The organism is Streptomyces europaeiscabiei, from assembly GCF_036346855.1.
GTDB classification, from domain to species: domain Bacteria; phylum Actinomycetota; class Actinomycetes; order Streptomycetales; family Streptomycetaceae; genus Streptomyces; species Streptomyces europaeiscabiei.
The window spans coordinates 3295394-3312031 of sequence record NZ_CP107841.1 but is presented as its reverse complement, the minus strand read 5'-3'; the positions used below and the strand labels follow the sequence as shown (position 1 = coordinate 3312031).

The window sequence follows — 16638 nt, the reverse complement described above, 5'->3', positions numbered from 1 at the left end:
TGACCTGAAGAGGTGCGACCCGGTTGCTTTCAGGGGCGCGGGGCTGTGCCGATCCGCTGCAACAGCCCCCACGTGAACTCCGCGACACACTCCCGCCGTACCCCCTGCCCGTCGGGTGCGACGAACCGCAGCCCCCACCGCGTGGGCGCGGTCCCCTCCAGCGGCCGGGCCGGCGCGAAGGCCCGCGCCACCTCGTCCACCGTGCAGGACCACGGGGTCAGGTCTTCGAGAGCGCGCAGCTCAGGACCCGCGACCCCCGGTGCCCGCACGAGCCACTCGTTCCACACCGCCCCGTTCGGCGCGAGCAGCACCTCGAAGCGGAGGTCGGGCCAGCACGGGACCGGCCACAGCCAGGCCTCGCAGTCCAGGTCGCCGATCTTCAGCGCCGTAGCCGATTCCGGCACGCCCAGGACCGACCGGTACCGGGACGCCGACCCCCGCGCCCGGGGCGACCGCACCATCGCCTGCCACCGCCGGTTCGCCTCGCGCATGTCCGCGAGGGAGACGCCCAGACCGCGGCGGGCGTCCTCGACGAGCCCCGGATTGTGGTCGGCCATACGACGCAGCAGCACCAGCTGGAAGTCCAGCGAGGTGAAGGGACCGGAGGGCCTATCGGGGCCGGGGCGTTTCGCGGAGGACATGGGGTCCATCGTGGCGTACGGCGCCCGAGGCGGTCCGGCGGTCACCGGCATGCTCACCCGGGCGGCGCCCGTCCGGCAGGAACAGCACCGAGTTGACGTAGCGGCCGGCGAACGGCAGGACACGCCGGAGCAGCCCCTGGGACGCCCTGTGCGACGTGCGCTCCTGGTGGGCCTCCAGGGCGGCCGGAACGAGGGGGAGCCAGGTCCCGGCGGGGAGGACCCAGCCGGCGTAGCCCAGGCCGGCGAGGAGGTCGACGACCGGGGTGATCGGCTGGATACGGGCCTCCAGTTCGACGAAGAGGGCCGGGCGGTCGCGGGCGAGGAGGCCGGACGCGCCGCGCAGGACGGCCAGCTCGTTGCCGTCGACGTCGATCTTGACGAACCCGACGTCCGTCAGGCCCAGGCCGTCGAGGGGGACGCAGTGGACGTCCAGCGCGCGGGCGTGGATGTCCCGGCGGACCAGGGACGACACCCCGCGTCCGCCGTCGTCGCCGGGCGGCAGCCAGAGGCGGGCCGTGCCAGGGTGGTCGGAGGCGGCGGCCTGGACGACACGGACGTTGGAGGGGGCCGTCGAGCTGAGCAGCCGGGCCAGCCGGGGCACCGGCTCGACGGTCACCACGTGCCCGGCCCGTCGTGCCAGCCGCCGCGTCCAGGGGCCGTACCAGCCGCCGACGTCCACCGCCGTACCGCACCCCGGCGGGCACAGCTCGTCGAGCCGGGCCAGCTCCGGTTCGAAGCGCGGGTAGACGAGCCGGGCGGTCGAGGCGACCAGCCGGTCCGGGAGGAGCGGCGCGAGCCGGGCGGCGAGCGTGGTCATGAGCTCATCCCCTTGAGGAGTGCGGAAAGCTTCTCGTGCTCGTCCTCCGTCACCTGCTCGCCCGACGACGGCAGCAGCTGCGGAATGCCGTCGACGATCGGGTAACGGCGGTGCAGCCGGGGGTTGTAGAGCGACTCCGAGGCCCGGGCGGCGGCGGTGTCAGGTCGCGTCTCCTCCTCGTGGACCACCAGGTGCAGGGGCCCCTTGTCCAGCGGGCACGCCAGGATCTGGAGCAACGGGTCGTCGCGATTCATGGAGGGGCAACTCCTTGGCCGGTGCGGGGTTCTGGGGCGCCGATGGCGCTGGACTGTCGTGCTTGGGCATGCTCAGCAGTACGGCGACCGCCAGCACCGTGCCCGACAGGCGCAGCGTCAGCCGCAGTGGATCGTCGGGCAGCGACTCGCCGAACGACAGCGTGCCGAGCACCGCCGTGAACAGGCAGGTCACCGTCGTACACACCGGCACGATCAGCGAGGCCCGGCAGCGCTGCAGCGCCGCCTGCGACATCACCAGACCGAACGCGCCGGTGAAGAGCAGGAGATACGGGTACGGGGAGCGCAGCAGGCCGACCACCGCGTCCCCGAGCCCGCCGGTGGTCAGATGGCTCGACACGCCCTTGATCGCGAGCGAGCTGACGCCGTACAGCAGGCCCACCGCCACGCCGTACTCGACGCCCGTGGTCGGCAGCCGGTGCCGGTGGCGGGCGCGCCGCTCGGCGGACCGGTACAGCCCCACCCCGGCTGCCAGCGCGGGCAGGCAGACCGTGAGGACCAGCGCGTACGGCGCCCCGCCGCCGACCGTGTCGGAGTGCTCGTCCAGCGACAGCACCACCATCAGCAGCGCGGCGAGGATGGCGCCGAGGGCGTACCGCTCGCGGCCCGTGGTCTCCTCGCCGAGCAGCCGCGCCGAGAGCAGGACCAGCAGGACAAGACCCGACACGAAGATGCCCTGGGCGGCGGCGATCGGCAGCGTCCGGTACACGGCCAGCTGTGCGGCGAACCCGGCGGCCAGCGACAGCGAGCCCGCGATCCACAGCGGGCTGCCGACGACCTGCCGCAGCAGCTTCACCGGCTCCCGGACCGTCACCTGCGGCATGGCGGTGAGTGCCCGTTTCTCCAGGACGAATCCGGTGCTGTACAGCGCGTTCGCCAACAGGGCCGCGGCCACTCCCCACCACATCGCCTACATCCTCCGTGCGTGCAGCAGCAGGATCGACGCGGCCGACGGGGCCGCGCAGGCCAGGCGGTCCAGCGGACGCAGCGGGCGCGGTACGCCGTGGAAGGGCGCCCCGCGCAGCCGTACGACCTCGAAGCCGGACGCGGCCACGAACTCCCTCAGCGCGCGGGCGGTGTAGAGCCGCAGATGGCCCACGACCTCCGTCCCCGGGCGGCCGTGGATGCCGCGCAGGCTGACCTCCGAGAACACGGGCTGGACGCCCGCGAGCAGCAGAGCGCGGTTGTACCAGGCGGCGAGATTGGGTGTCGACAGCATCAGATGACCGCCGGGGCGCAGGACGCGGCGGATCTCGTCGAGGGCCGCGTCGGGGTCGACCAGGTGCTCGATGACCTCGCTGAACAGCACGGCGTCGGCGGACTCCGACCGCAACGGCAGCCCTCCGTCGGCCAGTTCGCCCCGGACCGCGTACGGGATGCGGGTGCGGGCTCGGCGGAGGGCGTCCTGGGACCAGTCGACGCCGATGATGCGGTGGCCGGTGAGGAGGGGCGCGGCGGTGGCCGCCGCCGTGCCGTCGCCGCAGCCGATGTCGAGGATCGTGCGGGGGCCCGTGGTGGCCGCCGGGCCGAGAGCGGCCGCCAGCATGCGGGCCTGGGCGAGGCTGCGGGGGGTGCCGGAGGCGACCGGGACGGACGGGTCCTCGTAGAAGTCCCGAAGCCCTCTTACCGGGGCGGGTGTCGGGGATGTGGTGGGCGAGGCGGTCGGCGTGGCTCGCGGCATCACTCGGTGTCCTCTGCCGTCGCGTGGAGATAGTGCTCGAAGAGGTCGCGGAGGTGGGCGCCGTCGCCGTGGCCGAGCAGGGCGCGGGACCAACGCAGGGCCAGGTGCAGACGGCCCGCCGTGGAGGCGGTCGTGACGGTGAGGCCGCGCGGCATACGGGCGGGGGCCGAGAACCACACGGCGTGGGCGCGGCCGGCCTCCTCACCGAAGTCCAGCGCGTACGGCACGCGGCCGATGTTGCTGAGCAGGGTGGTCGATGTCCAGGGGGCCGCGGCTCTGCGCAGGCTCCGGGTGAGTGCCGCGCGCCAGGCGACGGGGACGACCGGGGCGGTCAACAGGGAGGCACCGTGGCCCAGTTGGGGGCGTTGCCTGGACTTCAGGGCACGGGTGCGTTCCGCGGTGCGGCGCAGGAGGACGGGGAGGGGGATGTGGGCGGGGTTCAACTCGTCCGAGGAGAAGGCGACTTCCACCAGGCGGGTGCCGTTGCCTATCTCCATGTCGGTGTCCCTCGGACGGTCGTCCACGGGCATGGTGATGCGGAGGGGGCGGGGGCGGGCGCCGTGTTCCCGGTTCCAGTGGGCGAGCATCAGGGCCGTGGTGACCATCAGCTGGTCGTTCACGGTGTAGGGGGCGGACTTCGGGCGCCGGGGGACGGGGAGTTCGGTGACGAGCAGGCCGTTGCCGGGGGACGGCTCCGGGGTGCCGGGGGCGACGCGGGCGGGGCGGGCCCAGTTGGAAGGGGCCTCCGTCTCGGGTGGGCTCGGTTCGTCCGGGGTGGAGGTGGGGCGGACGGGCGGGGCCGCGGGGGCGTTGTCCCTGCCGCCGTACAGCTGTGCCGCGGTGGCGAGGATGCGCAGGCAGGCGGGGCCGTCGAGTGCGGTGTGGTTGATGGTGAGGAAGAGGACGGTGCCGGTGGGAGGGCCGGCCGTCGTCGCCGCGGGCGCCATGGTCGCCTCCGCCTCGTTCCGCCCGCTCACGGCCGATGGTGGTGCCGGGGCGATGGGGGTCCCCTCGCTCGAACGGAGCCGGGAGTGGGGGAGGAGGGGTGCGGCGGCACCTCGTACCGCCGGGGTGCGGAACCTCCCCCCGGCCGACTTCGCCCCCGGGCGCCCGGCCGCGTGCCCGACGTCGTCGCCGGCCTCGCTGCCCACCGCCGGCCCCGCTCCCTCCACCACCTCCAGGCGGATCGGCGGCGACAGAGTCAGGGGAGGGGCCTCCATCAGGGCCCTCGTCCGCGCGTCCCGCAGCGCGTGCGGGCCCGCCGGCAGGAAGGCCACCACCTCGACCTCCGGCTCCCCGGTCAGCTCCCACTCGTAGCGGCGGCTGTACCACCGTCCCGGCGCCTCCCGCATGAGGATGCGGGGGTGGGCGCGGAGGGCGGCGGTGAAGGCGGTGCGGAGGCGGTCGGGGTCGAGGTGGCCGCGCAGGTGGACCTCGATGTGGACGGTTTCGGGTTCCTCCTCCTGGAGGCAGTGTCGGGACACCTCGTCGACCACCGGGAAGGGGATGCGGGCAGGCCCGTGGGCAGCTTCGTCCCGTGCGGGGTGGTCCAGCGTCGTCATGCCGGTTCCCCCTTACCCGTACCGCCTTCTCCCGTGGGGCCGTCGTTCTCCGGCGGCGCCGCCCCGGACTTCGGCTTGGTGAACGGAATCCGCCGGGTCGGTGTGTCCTGGTCCCCTTGCGGGGAGCCCGGCCCGCGTGCCGAGGTCGTCGGACCCGCGAGGGACCCGCCGCCTTCCCCGGAGCTGCCCGGTCCGCCGTTCAGTGTCTTGTCCACCCGCCTCCGCTGCGGCAGCGGCGCCCCCGGCGGGACCTCGAACTCCCGTGTGGGGCCCGGCCGTTCCGGCGAGGTCACGACGTCCGCCCCCACACTCACCAGCGCCGCGAACAACCCGATCAGCGCGAGGAGTTGGGCCACATGCCCGAACGCGCCCTCGTCCGCCGCGACCGGCTCGCCCGCTCCGAGGGCGGCGGCGAGGCCGGCACCGGCCAGGGCGAGGAAGGCGATCGGTACGAGCAGGGTGTGCCGTCTCCGGGCGAGGAGGGCCAGCAACGGGACCAGGAGGGCGAAGAAGCCCGCGATGACGATGCCGACGAGGGTGAGGGCGACCGTGCCGAGCCAGAGGCCGGGGCCCGGCGGGATGGGCTGCGGCTCGTCGGGGTTGGGCTCCCGGCGGCGCCAGAGGGCCAGCCCGATCAGGGCCGCGAGGCCCACGCCGGCACCGATCAGCCCGGCCTCGTACGTCACGGACGGCTCGTACGACAGCTTGACCGTGCCGCCCGCGCCGCCGGGGACGCGCCAGCCCTGCTGCCAGCCGTCGAGCCGCACGGGGGTCAGCTCGCGGCCGCCCAGCGTGGCCTTCCAGCCGTCGTTGAAGTTCTCGTACGTCGTCAGGTAGGAGGCCGCCCCGTCGCCGACGGTGACCGCGCGGCGGTCGCCGAGCCAGTCCCGTATGCCCAGGTCGCGGCCGCCTGCGGCGGGTTCGGCGATCGAGCCCCGGGTGAGGGTCACGGTGGTGACGGCCAGCGCGCCCGAGTCCTCGGACTCGAAGGTGTGCCGGTCGGCCGCACCGAGCTCCAACCCGCCCTCTGCCTTGCCGTTCTGGCAGAGCGTCAGGTCGATCGACCGGCGCTCCACCAGGTCCCGTACCGTGCCCTTGGCGCTCGTCTCGTACAGCGTCCCGTCGACCTCGACCGCCGGGCCCTCGCCGCACGGCAGCTCGAAGTCCCGGGTCGGGGCGGGCTGCGGAGTGCGGTACTGGTCGAGGGCCGGGACGTACGCCTCCGTGAGGCCGACCGGGAGTTGCAGGTCCTCGTCGGCGACGGGGTTGTGGACGGTCAGCGGGGCGGTCTCGGTGATGGTGATGTCGAGCTGGTCGGTGTTGATCGGGTCGAAGCGGACCCAGCCGTTCTCGTCGACACCGGCGATGGCGGCGCCGTCGGGAGAGCTGATCTCGACCTGCGTCGGCCGGGCCGACAGGCCGCCCGCCGGGGCCAGGACGAGCGAGCCGACCGGCCACTTGTCCTTCCAGTCGAGATGGATGGTCGGGTCGTCGCCCGCGATCCACGCCGTCGTCAGGTCGCCGTCGGTCAGGTTGCGCGGCGAGAGCCCGGCCCCGAGGGAGGCCGTGGATCCGGCGGTCGCCGTCATCCGGGTCTGCTGGTCGGGGGCGACCTCGTAGAGCAGCTTGTCGAGTTCGTCGCCCGGCACGGGGACGGCCGTCGCCCTCACCTCGTACGTCCCCGCCGTGGTGGTGCCGAAGGCGCGGTGCAGCCCCGGTTCCGTGCCCGTGGGAGAGAGACCGGTCGGGTCGGCGGCCCTCTGCAGCGCGATCACCTCGGCGGAGGCGTCGGACTCCTTCGCATCGGTCGGCAGCCGCAGCATCCGGGTGACCTCGACGCCGGGGATGTCGATCTCGGCGAAGCCCGCGCCGACGAGCCCGGTGTGCCGCTCCGCCGAGTCGAGGATCGTGATCTTCAGCCAACTCGTCTCGCCGGGACGGGCGTTGACCGTCTGCGTCGAGCCGTCGGCCTGGAGGTTCGTGGAGCGGGAGCCCCGCTCGGTCTCCACCTTGATCCGTGTCGGCGCCGACCGCACCCCGTCCTGCGGCAGCGGTGTGACCTCGAACGTCTCCGGGACGTCCTGGCTGCCGTCGAAGTCGATCCGCAGCCACTGACCGTTCGCCGACCCGGCCGCGCCCTCCGCCCAGGCGGTGCCCCGGTCGCCGTCGAAGGCGTTCACCGGGTCGTACTGCGGCAGATGGAACAACCAGTTTCCGCTGGTCGAGGCGGTCACCGACTCGGCGCCGCGCAGCTCGGCCACCGTCTGGTGGCCGAGACCCGACACCGGCAGGATCTGCTTGGGCTTCGCACCGGGGTCCTGCACACTTCCGCTCGGGTTCCGCTCGTTCGCCGTGTACGTGTACGACGTGTTGGCGTTGACCAGGCCGAAGCGGGTGTCCGCGCGGCGCAGTCCGTCGCCGACCACCTGTACGGCCGGGGTGCCGAGGCCGGGGTGGTTGTCGCCGGTCAGCACGGTGGCGCGGTCGCGCAGTTCGGGGTCGGCGGCGAGCGGCAGCAGTGATTCGGGGCCGCCGGAGACGACGGCGGTGTCCGCGATCGCCTTCAGCCCGGCCTGCCCGGGACGCGGCACGTCCTGGGCGGGGCGATAGATCTCCACGGCCCGCTGCCGTGCGTACAGCCCCTCGATCTGGAGCGGGGTGCCCTCGGCGATCCGCCCGCCGGTCATCATCGGCCCGAGCCCCGTCACCCGCTCGTACCCGGACTGCTCCAGGGTCCGCTTCACGGTCGTGGTCGGCACCGAGCCGATCTGGTCGGGGTCGAGGTCATTGCGTACGACGACGTAGTACAGGCCGGCCCGGCTCAAGTAGTCGCCCAGACCCGGGACTTCGCCGCCCGTCAGCAGCGCCTGCTCGACGGCGTCCATCGCGCGCCGGTTGCCGGGGGTGCCGAAGGGGACGTAGTCGCGCTGTGCCCAGCGGGACTCGGCGAGGACGTCGAGGGGCTGGTCGACGGTGGTGCCCCAGGTGTAGATGCCGTGCGCGGTGGCCGGTACGACCAGCGCCCGCGAGTCGGGCGAATACTTCTTCAGCCAATCGGCCGTCGACTGCCAGTACTTGGGCAGCTCCTGGAACGAACCGGGCTGCAGCACCGCCCCGTTGAGGTACGGCCACAGCAGCCCCGGGACGACGAGGACGGCCGCGATCAGCGGGGCGAACCGACGCCCCCGCACCCGGCGGGCCCCGTGCGCCTGCGCGGCCACCCCCACCACATGCGCGAGCCCGAGGACGAGCGCGAGCGCCAGCCCGGTCTGGAACTTGTAGATGTTCCGGAAGGGCGCGAGGCCCCCGTTCAGCCAGTCCTGGACCACCCCGTGGAAGGGCGCCCCGAACACACCGCCGTACCCGGCGAGCGTGATCAGCGCGACCACCAGCACGGTCAGCACCAGCCACCGCCGCTCGGGCATGTCCCGCCGCGCGAGCCCGGCGAGTCCCAGCCCCGCCGCCAGCGCCGACGACAGGATCACGACGACGGACGCGGCGACGGACCAGCCGGCCGGCAGCCAGGGCTCACCGAAGTTCAGATACGCCACCCAGTTCCCGGCGCCCCGCAGTGCCTCGGTGGCGGACATCGTGGCCGTCGTGGTCTGCGAACTCTCCACGTACGGAAGGAAGTTCTCCCCGTGGAAGCCGAGCAGCAGCAGCGGGACCACCCACCACGCGGTCGCCAGGATCACCCCCGGCACCCACCAGGCGATCAGCCTCCGCTGCCGCGTCCCCGGCGTCCGGGTGAGCAGGTACAGCCCGACGGGCACCAGCGAGGCCAGGGTCGCGGTCGCGTTGACCCCGCCCATGAACGGGATGACGAGCGCCGACCGCAGGGCGGCCACCCGCGCGCTGTACCGCTCGTTGGTCAACGGCAGCAGCACCCACGGCAGGAACGCCCCCGGCAGCGCGGCGGCCGAGGTCGACCCGACGACGGTGGTGAACACGGGCCACAACGCGTAGGCACCGGCGGCCAACAGCCGTGATGCGGAACTCCCGACACCCAGCCGCTCGGCCAGCCGCAGCGCGCCCCAGAACGCCACCGACACGATCAGCGACAGCCACAGCCGCTCGGCGAGCCACACCGGCAGCCCGACCAGGTCGCTCAGCCCGTAGTACGGCAGCATCGGCCACAGGTAGCCGACGTACTGGTCCTGGATCCCGCCGAACCCGCCCCGGTCGTGCCACAGCTGACCGAGGTCGGAGACGAACTGCCAGGGGTCGGTGGTGACTCCGAGCTTGGTGTCGAAGGTCTGCCGCCCCGGTTGCGCGGCGACCAGCAGTACGAACACCACGGCCCAGAATCCCAGCAGCCAGCGCCGCGACCGAGGGCCCTCGGGGGGTCCCTCGGTCGTGCCCGCCGGCCGCACCGGCGCGGGAGGTGGAGCCTGGACCGTGCTCGTCATGGTGGACACCGCCGGAGGATGAGGAGGAGGTTCCAGGTGGCGAACTCACGCAGTCCCGGCGCCTTCACGACGGTCTCCGCGAGAAACGGCCAGTAGCGGGAGCGCGCCGACACGACCGTCACGTCGTCCCGGCCGCGCACCTGCCGCAAAGTGCGTCCGATGTGCACGGCGAAGAGGTTCTCGCCGAGGGTGTGCTTGGCGTCCTTCCCGGTACGGCGCCGATAGCGGGCCCGCGCCCGTTCGGCTCCCAGGTAGTGCCAGGGCGCCCACTCGTGCCCGCCCCACGGGGACAGCCAGTTCGTGAACGACACATAGATCAGCCCGCCGGGCCGCGTCACCCGCACCAGCTCACTGATGAAGGTCGGCGGATCGGAGACATGCTCCAACACGTTGGAGGTGAAGGTGACGTCGGCGACGCCGTCGGCCAGGGGAAGCAGATACCCGTCGGCGACGACGGCCCCGTCCGGCGGCTTCGTCCCCAACTCCCGCAGATCCGGCTCGAAGAGATACGCCTGCGCACCCCGCCGCCGGAACTCCTCGGTGAAGTACCCGCTCCCGCCCCCGACATCGACGACGGTCAGCCCGTCGACGGGCGCCCCGCCGTACGCCTCGACCTGATCGACGGCATCGCGGGCCAGCAGCGCATAGCAGTACTCGGGATCGTCCTGCTCCCGCATGAAGGCCCGGAAGAGGGACACGGAGCGTTTCAGGGAAGGGTCACCGTAGGGGCGCGGGGCTGTGACATGGGCGGCTCCGCGCCCGGGGCGCGACAAGCCACGACGGACCCGCAGCCGCCAACGATCCGTCGAGACACCCCGTGCGGCGCCCGGTTCCTTCTTCATGGCGTCCAGCCCCGCACAGCCTCCGCGGCCACCGCACGAAACTGCCGCACCGTGTGACCCCACCGGTAGTGCGCGGCCCGTTCCCGCGCGGCCTTCCCCATCAGCACCCGCCGATCGGTGGACAGCGCCAACGCGCACCAGGCCGCGGCGAACGACGACTCGCCCCGGGCCAGCACCCCGGTCTCCCCGTCCACGACGGAATCCCGCAGCCCCGGCACATCGAAGGCGACCGAGGGCGTCTCCCGCACGGCGGCCTCCGTGACGACCAGCCCCCACCCCTCGACGGCGGACGGATGAAGCAGTAACCAGGCCGCGCACAACAGCCGGTGCTTCTCCTCCTCGCAGACGTGCCCGGCGAACTCGACACCCGCCCCGGCCATCGCTTCCAGCCGTGACCGCTCCGGCCCGTCACCGACGATCACGAGCCGCCCGCCCGTCACCGGCCGCACCCGTTCCCACAGCCGCAGCAGCAGATCGATGCGCTTGTACTCGACCAGCCGCCCCACGGCCACGAACAGCGGCTCGGACGACCGCTCGGAACGCGGCCCGGGCTCCTCGACCCCGTTGTGCACGACCCGTATCCGCTCCCGCTCCACACCGATCGAGCGGAGCGCGGTGGCCGTGGACGGGGACACGGCGACCAGCAGATTCTGGCGCTGCGCGGCTGTCAGCGACCAGTGTTCGAGTCTTCGGCCGAGCCGCGCGGCCGGCGCCAGGGGGCCGCCGAACCGCAGCTGCCACACATCCGTGTGCACATGGTTGACCAGGCACATCGTCGGACCGTGGTGCCAGAGCGGCGCGAGGTAGGGCATGCCGTTGCACACCTCGACGAGGAGGTCGCAGTCGCCGACCTGACGGGCGAAGGCCGACTTGGCGCGCAGATGGTGGCTCAGGTCGCCGCCGGCCGACACGACCCGGTAGTCGCGGTTGGCCGCCGGACCCCCGCACAGCAGGGTGACCTGGTGGCCCAGCCGGGTCAGGCCGTCGGCGAGCCGGTCGACGAGGAGCTCGGAGCCCCCCGCCGCCGGATTACCGAGGTCACGGCGGGCGAGAAAGACGATCCGGCGTGGCTGTGGGGGGCCTGCCGATCGGTGCCGGTCCAGGCGCGGAAACACCTCGACCAGCGAAAACGGCACGTGCTGGGGCATGGGTGCTCCAACTCGTCTCGGGGTGCGGAACTCAGCGGGGAGAAGGGCGTTCGCCGTGGGGGATGTTCCGGTGGGAGGGGGGTCCGGGTGGGTCTTGCGGGTCTCTCGTTCCTGGAAGGTGCTGGGAGATGTGGGGGAGTTGCTTGTGGGCGAGGTGTGGGTGGGCTGTGCTCAGGTGGGGTGGACAGTTTTCGCCCAGCGGTTCGAAGCTGCTACTCACCGACGTGATAATTTCCGGGGTTTATTCAACTGACGCCCTGTCACATCGTGATCGGTTCCTGGGACGACTCGGGCGTATCGGGGCGCCGCCTGCCGCGCACGACCAAAACGGCACCCGCCGCGGCGAGGACGAAACCGACCACAGCGGCACCGATCGGCACCGTCCGCCCCACCAGTCGCAGCAGTCCGCTGTCCTTCTCCGCCTGGTCGACCGCGAACTTCTGCGTCGCCGAGGTGAACGAGAGCTTCCGGCTGTCCAGCAGCACCGCCGCGTCCTCGTCCCCGCCCGGCGCCCGCAGCGTCCGGCGCGGCCCGGTCTGCGCGTAGAGCACGCGTCCCGTGCTCTGGTCGACGACCAGTTCGAGACCGTGGTTGGCGTACCACTCCTCGGCGAGCACCTGCGGCCTGCTCGGCTCGTCGACGAGGGCGCCGGGGACCATCCGGGTGCCGGTCTTCGTGGCCGGAACCTTCGCCGTGAAGCGCAGCCCCTCATAGCCCCGGATCTTCTTGCGGCCCTCGTAGTGGAGCGTCACCGTCGCGCCGAGCGTGTTGTCCCACCAGCGGTAGGAGCGTTCCTGCACGTCGAAGGGGAACTTCAGGTACGCCTCGCCCTCGATGTACGGCTTCTCGTCGCAGCAGTGCACGGGCCGGTTGGTCCTCCGGTCGCTCACCCAGCGGTGCGGGGTGAAGTCCAGCGCGTCGTGCGGGTCGGCCGCCGGCAGTGATTTCTCGGTGTCGACCGAGGTGATCACGTCCCACACCGCGGCCCCGCTGCGCTCACTTTCGGCCACATCGCCGCGCACCCGCTGGGTCACGGTGATCTCCTGGTCCGGCACGGTCCTCACCTGCCCCACGTCGAAGACGCTGCCCGTGCCGGTGTAGACGGCGGTCGTGTCGATGTCGATCGGGTTCACGGCGGCCCGTGGCTGCACGTACCACGCGAGCAGGGGCGCGAGGACCAGCAGAAAGGTGCCGAGGCCCAGCAGGACCAGGGAGATCGGTGAGGCTGTACGGCGCATCCGGGCACTCCAGGGGGCGTTGGGAGGTGCGACTCGGGTAGGCGTGCGGAAGGGGCGACGACTGGGGGGAATGTGCGCGTGACCAGGGGGTACCGTCCGGGTCGGCGTGGGAGAAGGAGCGGCGTCCGGTGCGTGCGATCGCAAGGTGCCGGAAGGTCCTCGTGGCGGGGCCACTCGGGCCTTCCGGTGACGCGGCGAGCGCGCGTGCCGGACACCGCGATGCCGCGCCGGCCCGGACGGCACCCCCTTGGGCCGGGAACCGTAGGCGGAGTCTTGACGCAGTGTCAATGCATTGCTGACACTGGGCATGCGGGGTGCCCTGGGTGGGGACGACCTGTCGACCGAGAGGCTGCCCCTGCGATGTCCAGACTGCTCGCCGCCGCACTGACCATGCTGGCCGCCGCGGCTCTCGCCGTGGGGGCCGCACTCGGTGTCGTCGCGCTGCTCGACGAGACCCCGGACCAGCCGAACACCCCGCTCATCACGTACGAGAACGCCGGTCAGGAGCGCTGAGGGGTGACCGGAGTGCCGGTGACCGTCACGGTCCGCTCCGCCTGGCACGACGTGCCGCGCCTGCAGGTGCGCGAGTTCGCCGCGATCGCCATGGCCGAGGCCCCCGCCCTCGCCGAGGAGATCCTGGGTGAGATCCGCCGCGAGTACCCGCAGCTGCCCGTCGTCCTCGACGACTCCGGCGAGCCGATGGCCCTCATCGGCATCCGCCGCGCGATCGAGGTCTTCGTCCAGCACCTGGAGACCGCCGAGGGCCGCCCGCGTGTCCCTCCCGGCGTCTTCCAGGAGTTCGGCCGCGGCGAGGGCCTGAACGGCCGCAGCCTGGATTCGTTGCAGGCGATCTATCGCCTCGGTGTACGCCTCGCCTGGCGCCGTTTCGCGGAGATCGGCCAGCGCGTGGAGATCCCGCCGCCCGCGATGTACGAACTCGTCGACGCCGGATACGAGTACCTGGACGGCTTGGTGGACCAGTCGGTGCGCGGCTATGCGGAGGCGGCTGCTCGGCAGGCCGGCGAACGGCTGCGACTGCAACGCCGGCTGATGGAACTCCTCCTCGCCGAGCACCACAGGGGCGACCCGGCGGACGCGCTCACGGAACGCGCGGCCCGGATCGGCTGGACCCTCCCGGAGAAGGTCGCGGTCGGGGTCCTGTTACGCCCGGCCCGCGAGGCCATGGCCCCCGCGGTCGGCCAGGGCGTCCTGCTGGACATGGAGTACGAGCAGCCCCGCATGGTCGTCCCCGAACCGGACGCGGCCGGCCGCCCCGAACTCCTCCACCGCGCCCTGACCGGCTGGTCCGGCGCGATCGGCCCGCCGGTGCCGCTGGCCGACGCGGCGAAGTCGCTGCGCTGGGCGGAGGCCGCCGTACGGCTCATGGAACGCCGGCTGCTGCCCGGCGGCGAGGTCCTGCACTGCACCGAGCACACCGAGGCCCTGGTCCTCCTCCAGCCCGAGGAGCTGATCGACGACCTCGCCCTGCGCTGCCTCGCCCCCCTGGCCCACTGCGGCCCCACCCACGGCCGCCGCCTCGCCGAGACCCTCCTCGCCTGGCTGGAGACCCGCGGCGGCGCCCCCGAGATCGCCACCCGCCTCGGTGTGCACCCGCAAACCGTCCGTTACCGTCTCCGCCAGATCCGCGAACTCTGGGGCGATGAGATCGACAACCCCGACCGCCGCTTCGAACTGGAACTCGTCCTGAGGGCGCAACGCCTGCGGGGCGAACTGGGGGACCCGCGTCCCCGGCGGTGAGGGGCGGGGGCCGGTGTCCCGGGGACACCGGCCCCCGCCCCCACCCGGTGGCGGAACCTGCCGAGCCTCTCCGTCGCCGAGGGGTCCGCGCCCGGGGCGGCCCGCGCCCCCGCCGCCCCCGGGAAGGCCGACCGGTCGCCGTCCCCCGTGATCAGCCAGGCCCCGCCCACCAGGCTCGCCCCGCCCACCAGGCTCGCCCCGCCCACCAGGCTCGCCCCGCCCACCAGGCTCGCCCCGCCCACCAGGCTCGCCCCGCCCACCAGGCCCGCCCCGCCCACCAGGCCCGCCCCGCCCACCAGGCCCGCCCCGAGCGCCGGGCCGACGAGACCATCGGGCCCGAATTCTGCCATTCTGTCGGCGTCCGTCACTGAATGCCCCCGCCTCCCCGCCGCGTGCGAAGCCGGTGCCCGCCCACCGTTCGCAGGAAACCCGGGGTGCCCCCGACCATTGCCCGGTCAAGGGCACTATGACTAGCCTGTGTTCGTTATGCCGATCGACAGTTGAAATTTCGAACACTCGCCGTAGACAGACAGAGACAGACAGACAGAGGGAGGGGGCCGACCATGGGACGCCTAGTACCTGCCGTGACCCGGGCGCTCGACATATTGGAGCTCTTCCTGGACGGGGACGGCACGCTGTCCGCCCCCGACATCGTGCGCAGACTCCAGCTGCCCCGCACCACCGTGCACGAGCTGGTCACCACACTCGCCGCCCGGGGATACATCGTCCAGGTGCAGGGCCAGCCGGGACGCTACCGCCTCGGAGTCCGCCCGTACCAGCTCGGCAGCCGCTACGCCGAGCAGCTGGACCTCGCCGCCGAGGGCCAGCAGGTGGCCAGGTCCGTCGCCGAGACCTGCGACGAGACGGTGCACGTGGCGATCCTGGAGTACACGGACGTCATCTACATCGCCAAGGTCGACTCCACGCACGCCGTGCGCATGGTCTCCGCCGCGGGCCGCCGCCTCCCGGCGCACTGCACCTCCGTCGGCAAGATGCTCCTCGCCTCCCTTCCCGAGGTCGAGCTGAGCGCCCGGATCCCGGACGACGCCGACCTGATCGCCATGACCCCCAACAGCATCACCGACCCGGCCGCCCTGCGCGAGACCCTGGCCCGGATCCGTGAGCGGGGTCTCGCCGTGGAGAACCGCGAGTCCAACCCGGACGTCTCCTGCGTCGCCGCGCCGGTCCGCGACCGCACCGGTCGGGTCGTCGCCGCGATCTCGATCTCCGTCCCCATGATCCGCTGGAGCGACGAGCGCCGGATCGAGCTGGAGCAGCTCGCCGCCAAGGGCGCCGCGGAGCTGTCCGAGCGCCTCGGCCACCGGATCGTGGCATGAGCGCGCCCACGGGTTACGAGATCGCGGTACGGGAGTACGCGGCCCTCGGCGAGGGCCCCACCTGGGACGCCGACGCCCAACGCCTGATCTGGATCGACATCCTCGGGTCGCGCGTTTACACGTATGACCCGGCGTCGGGCCGCCGCACGGTCCTCGTCACCGAGCAGCACGTCGGCGCGGCCAAGCCCCGCGTCGGCGGCGGCCTCGTCCTGAACCTCCGGGACGGCGTGGGCCTGACCGACCCGGACGGCGGCTTCCGGTGGCTGCACCACGAGCCGGTCCCCGGCCGCCGCGCCAACGACGCCGCCGTCGCCCCCGACGGCTCCCTCTACGCCGGCACCATGCGCTACGACGAGGCCCCGGGCGGCGGCACCCTGTCCCGCTTCACCGCCGACGGCCTCACACGGACGGTCCTCGACGACGTCGCCGTCAGCAACGGCACCGGCTGGAGCCCGGACGGCCGGCTGATGTACTACATCGACTCGCCGACCCGCCGCGTCGACGTCTTCGACTACACGGACACCGAGGACGGCCGCCTGCCCGTCGGCCGGCGCCCCTTCGTGACCATCGAGGACGGTGGCGGTTTCCCCGACGGCCTCACCGTCGACGCCGAGGGCTGCGTCTGGGTCGCCCTCTGGGAGGGCGGCGCCGTCCGCCGCTACACCCCGGCCGGCACCCTGGACCGCGTCATCCCCCTCCCCACCCCCCGCCCCACCGCCTGCGCGTTCGGCGGCCCCGACCTCACCGACCTGTACATCACGACAGCCCGCACGGGAACAGAGACCCCGCACCCGCTGTCGGGCTCACTGCTGGTGGTACCGGGCGCGGGGAAGGGCCTGGCCCAGCCGGCGTTCGCGGGCTGATCCCGGAGTACGGCGCCCATGTGGTCGTCCGCCGCAACGGTGGGCGACCACGGCCGTGCCGGGTGCCGGG

14 protein-coding genes are annotated in these 16638 nt (G+C 73.0%); 4 read left to right on the top strand and 10 right to left on the bottom strand.

The genetic code is table 11. The features are described from left to right. Positions 1-29: 29 nt before the first annotated feature. The 10 genes from OG858_RS14360 to OG858_RS14315 all read right to left on the bottom strand — a co-directional run bounded on the left by OG858_RS14360 (position 30) and on the right by OG858_RS14315 (position 12610). Positions 30-650, bottom strand: a complete 621-nt coding sequence (locus OG858_RS14360) for a hypothetical protein (protein WP_373420843.1) — start codon at positions 648-650, stop codon at positions 30-32. Then, positions 610-1458 carry an FkbM family methyltransferase gene (locus OG858_RS14355; RefSeq protein ID WP_328544826.1) on the bottom strand — a complete coding sequence of 283 codons (849 nt, stop codon included), beginning with the start codon at positions 1456-1458 and terminating at the stop codon, positions 610-612. The genes OG858_RS14360 and OG858_RS14355 overlap by 41 nt, the downstream gene beginning before the upstream one ends. Beyond that, positions 1455-1712 carry a Trm112 family protein gene (locus OG858_RS14350; RefSeq protein ID WP_086749924.1) on the bottom strand — a complete coding sequence of 86 codons (258 nt, stop codon included), beginning with the start codon at positions 1710-1712 and terminating at the stop codon, positions 1455-1457. The genes OG858_RS14355 and OG858_RS14350 overlap by 4 nt, the downstream gene beginning before the upstream one ends. Then, the gene (locus tag OG858_RS14345) at positions 1618-2637 is read right to left on the bottom strand and encodes a hypothetical protein (protein WP_179201169.1); all 1020 of its coding nucleotides are present in this window, start codon (positions 2635-2637) and stop codon (positions 1618-1620) included. The genes OG858_RS14350 and OG858_RS14345 overlap by 95 nt, the downstream gene beginning before the upstream one ends. A gap of 3 nt (positions 2638-2640) precedes the next feature. Next, positions 2641-3411 carry a class I SAM-dependent methyltransferase gene (locus tag OG858_RS14340; RefSeq protein WP_086749925.1) on the bottom strand — a complete coding sequence of 257 codons (771 nt, stop codon included), beginning with the start codon at positions 3409-3411 and terminating at the stop codon, positions 2641-2643. Continuing rightward, positions 3411-4973 carry a condensation protein gene (locus OG858_RS14335; RefSeq protein ID WP_319064722.1) on the bottom strand — a complete coding sequence of 521 codons (1563 nt, stop codon included), beginning with the start codon at positions 4971-4973 and terminating at the stop codon, positions 3411-3413. Before OG858_RS14335 ends, OG858_RS14340 begins: the two co-directional genes overlap by 1 nt. Then, positions 4970-9382, bottom strand: a complete 4413-nt coding sequence (locus tag OG858_RS14330; protein WP_319259690.1) for an alpha-(1->3)-arabinofuranosyltransferase — start codon at positions 9380-9382, stop codon at positions 4970-4972. Before OG858_RS14330 ends, OG858_RS14335 begins: the two co-directional genes overlap by 4 nt. Then, positions 9379-10080, bottom strand: a complete 702-nt coding sequence (locus OG858_RS14325; protein ID WP_086752303.1) for a class I SAM-dependent methyltransferase — start codon at positions 10078-10080, stop codon at positions 9379-9381. Before OG858_RS14325 ends, OG858_RS14330 begins: the two co-directional genes overlap by 4 nt. A 140-nt stretch (positions 10081-10220) precedes the next feature. Further along, positions 10221-11372 carry a glycosyltransferase family 4 protein gene (locus OG858_RS14320; RefSeq protein ID WP_319064721.1) on the bottom strand — a complete coding sequence of 384 codons (1152 nt, stop codon included), beginning with the start codon at positions 11370-11372 and terminating at the stop codon, positions 10221-10223. A 260-nt stretch (positions 11373-11632) separates the two neighbouring features. After that, positions 11633-12610, bottom strand: coding sequence for a DUF3068 domain-containing protein (locus OG858_RS14315; RefSeq protein ID WP_086753875.1), 978 nt, complete (start codon positions 12608-12610; stop codon positions 11633-11635). Between the two features lie 360 nt (positions 12611-12970). Here OG858_RS14315 and OG858_RS14310 point away from each other — a divergent pair, with 360 nt between their 5' ends. The 4 genes from OG858_RS14310 to OG858_RS14295 all read left to right on the top strand — a co-directional run bounded on the left by OG858_RS14310 (position 12971) and on the right by OG858_RS14295 (position 16568). Next, positions 12971-13123: a hypothetical protein gene (locus OG858_RS14310; protein ID WP_179201465.1), complete on the top strand. Its 153-nt coding sequence runs from the start codon at positions 12971-12973 to the stop codon at positions 13121-13123. A gap of 3 nt (positions 13124-13126) precedes the next feature. Continuing rightward, positions 13127-14368 carry a helix-turn-helix domain-containing protein gene (locus tag OG858_RS14305; RefSeq protein WP_319064720.1) on the top strand — a complete coding sequence of 414 codons (1242 nt, stop codon included), beginning with the start codon at positions 13127-13129 and terminating at the stop codon, positions 14366-14368. Positions 14369-14931: 563 nt separating this feature from the next. Then, the gene (locus tag OG858_RS14300) at positions 14932-15705 is read left to right on the top strand and encodes an IclR family transcriptional regulator (RefSeq protein WP_086754373.1); all 774 of its coding nucleotides are present in this window, start codon (positions 14932-14934) and stop codon (positions 15703-15705) included. Beyond that, complete coding sequence (locus OG858_RS14295; protein ID WP_319064719.1) at positions 15702-16568, top strand: SMP-30/gluconolactonase/LRE family protein; 867 nt, start codon at positions 15702-15704, stop codon at positions 16566-16568. The genes OG858_RS14300 and OG858_RS14295 overlap by 4 nt, the downstream gene beginning before the upstream one ends. Positions 16569-16638: the final 70 nt, after the last annotated feature.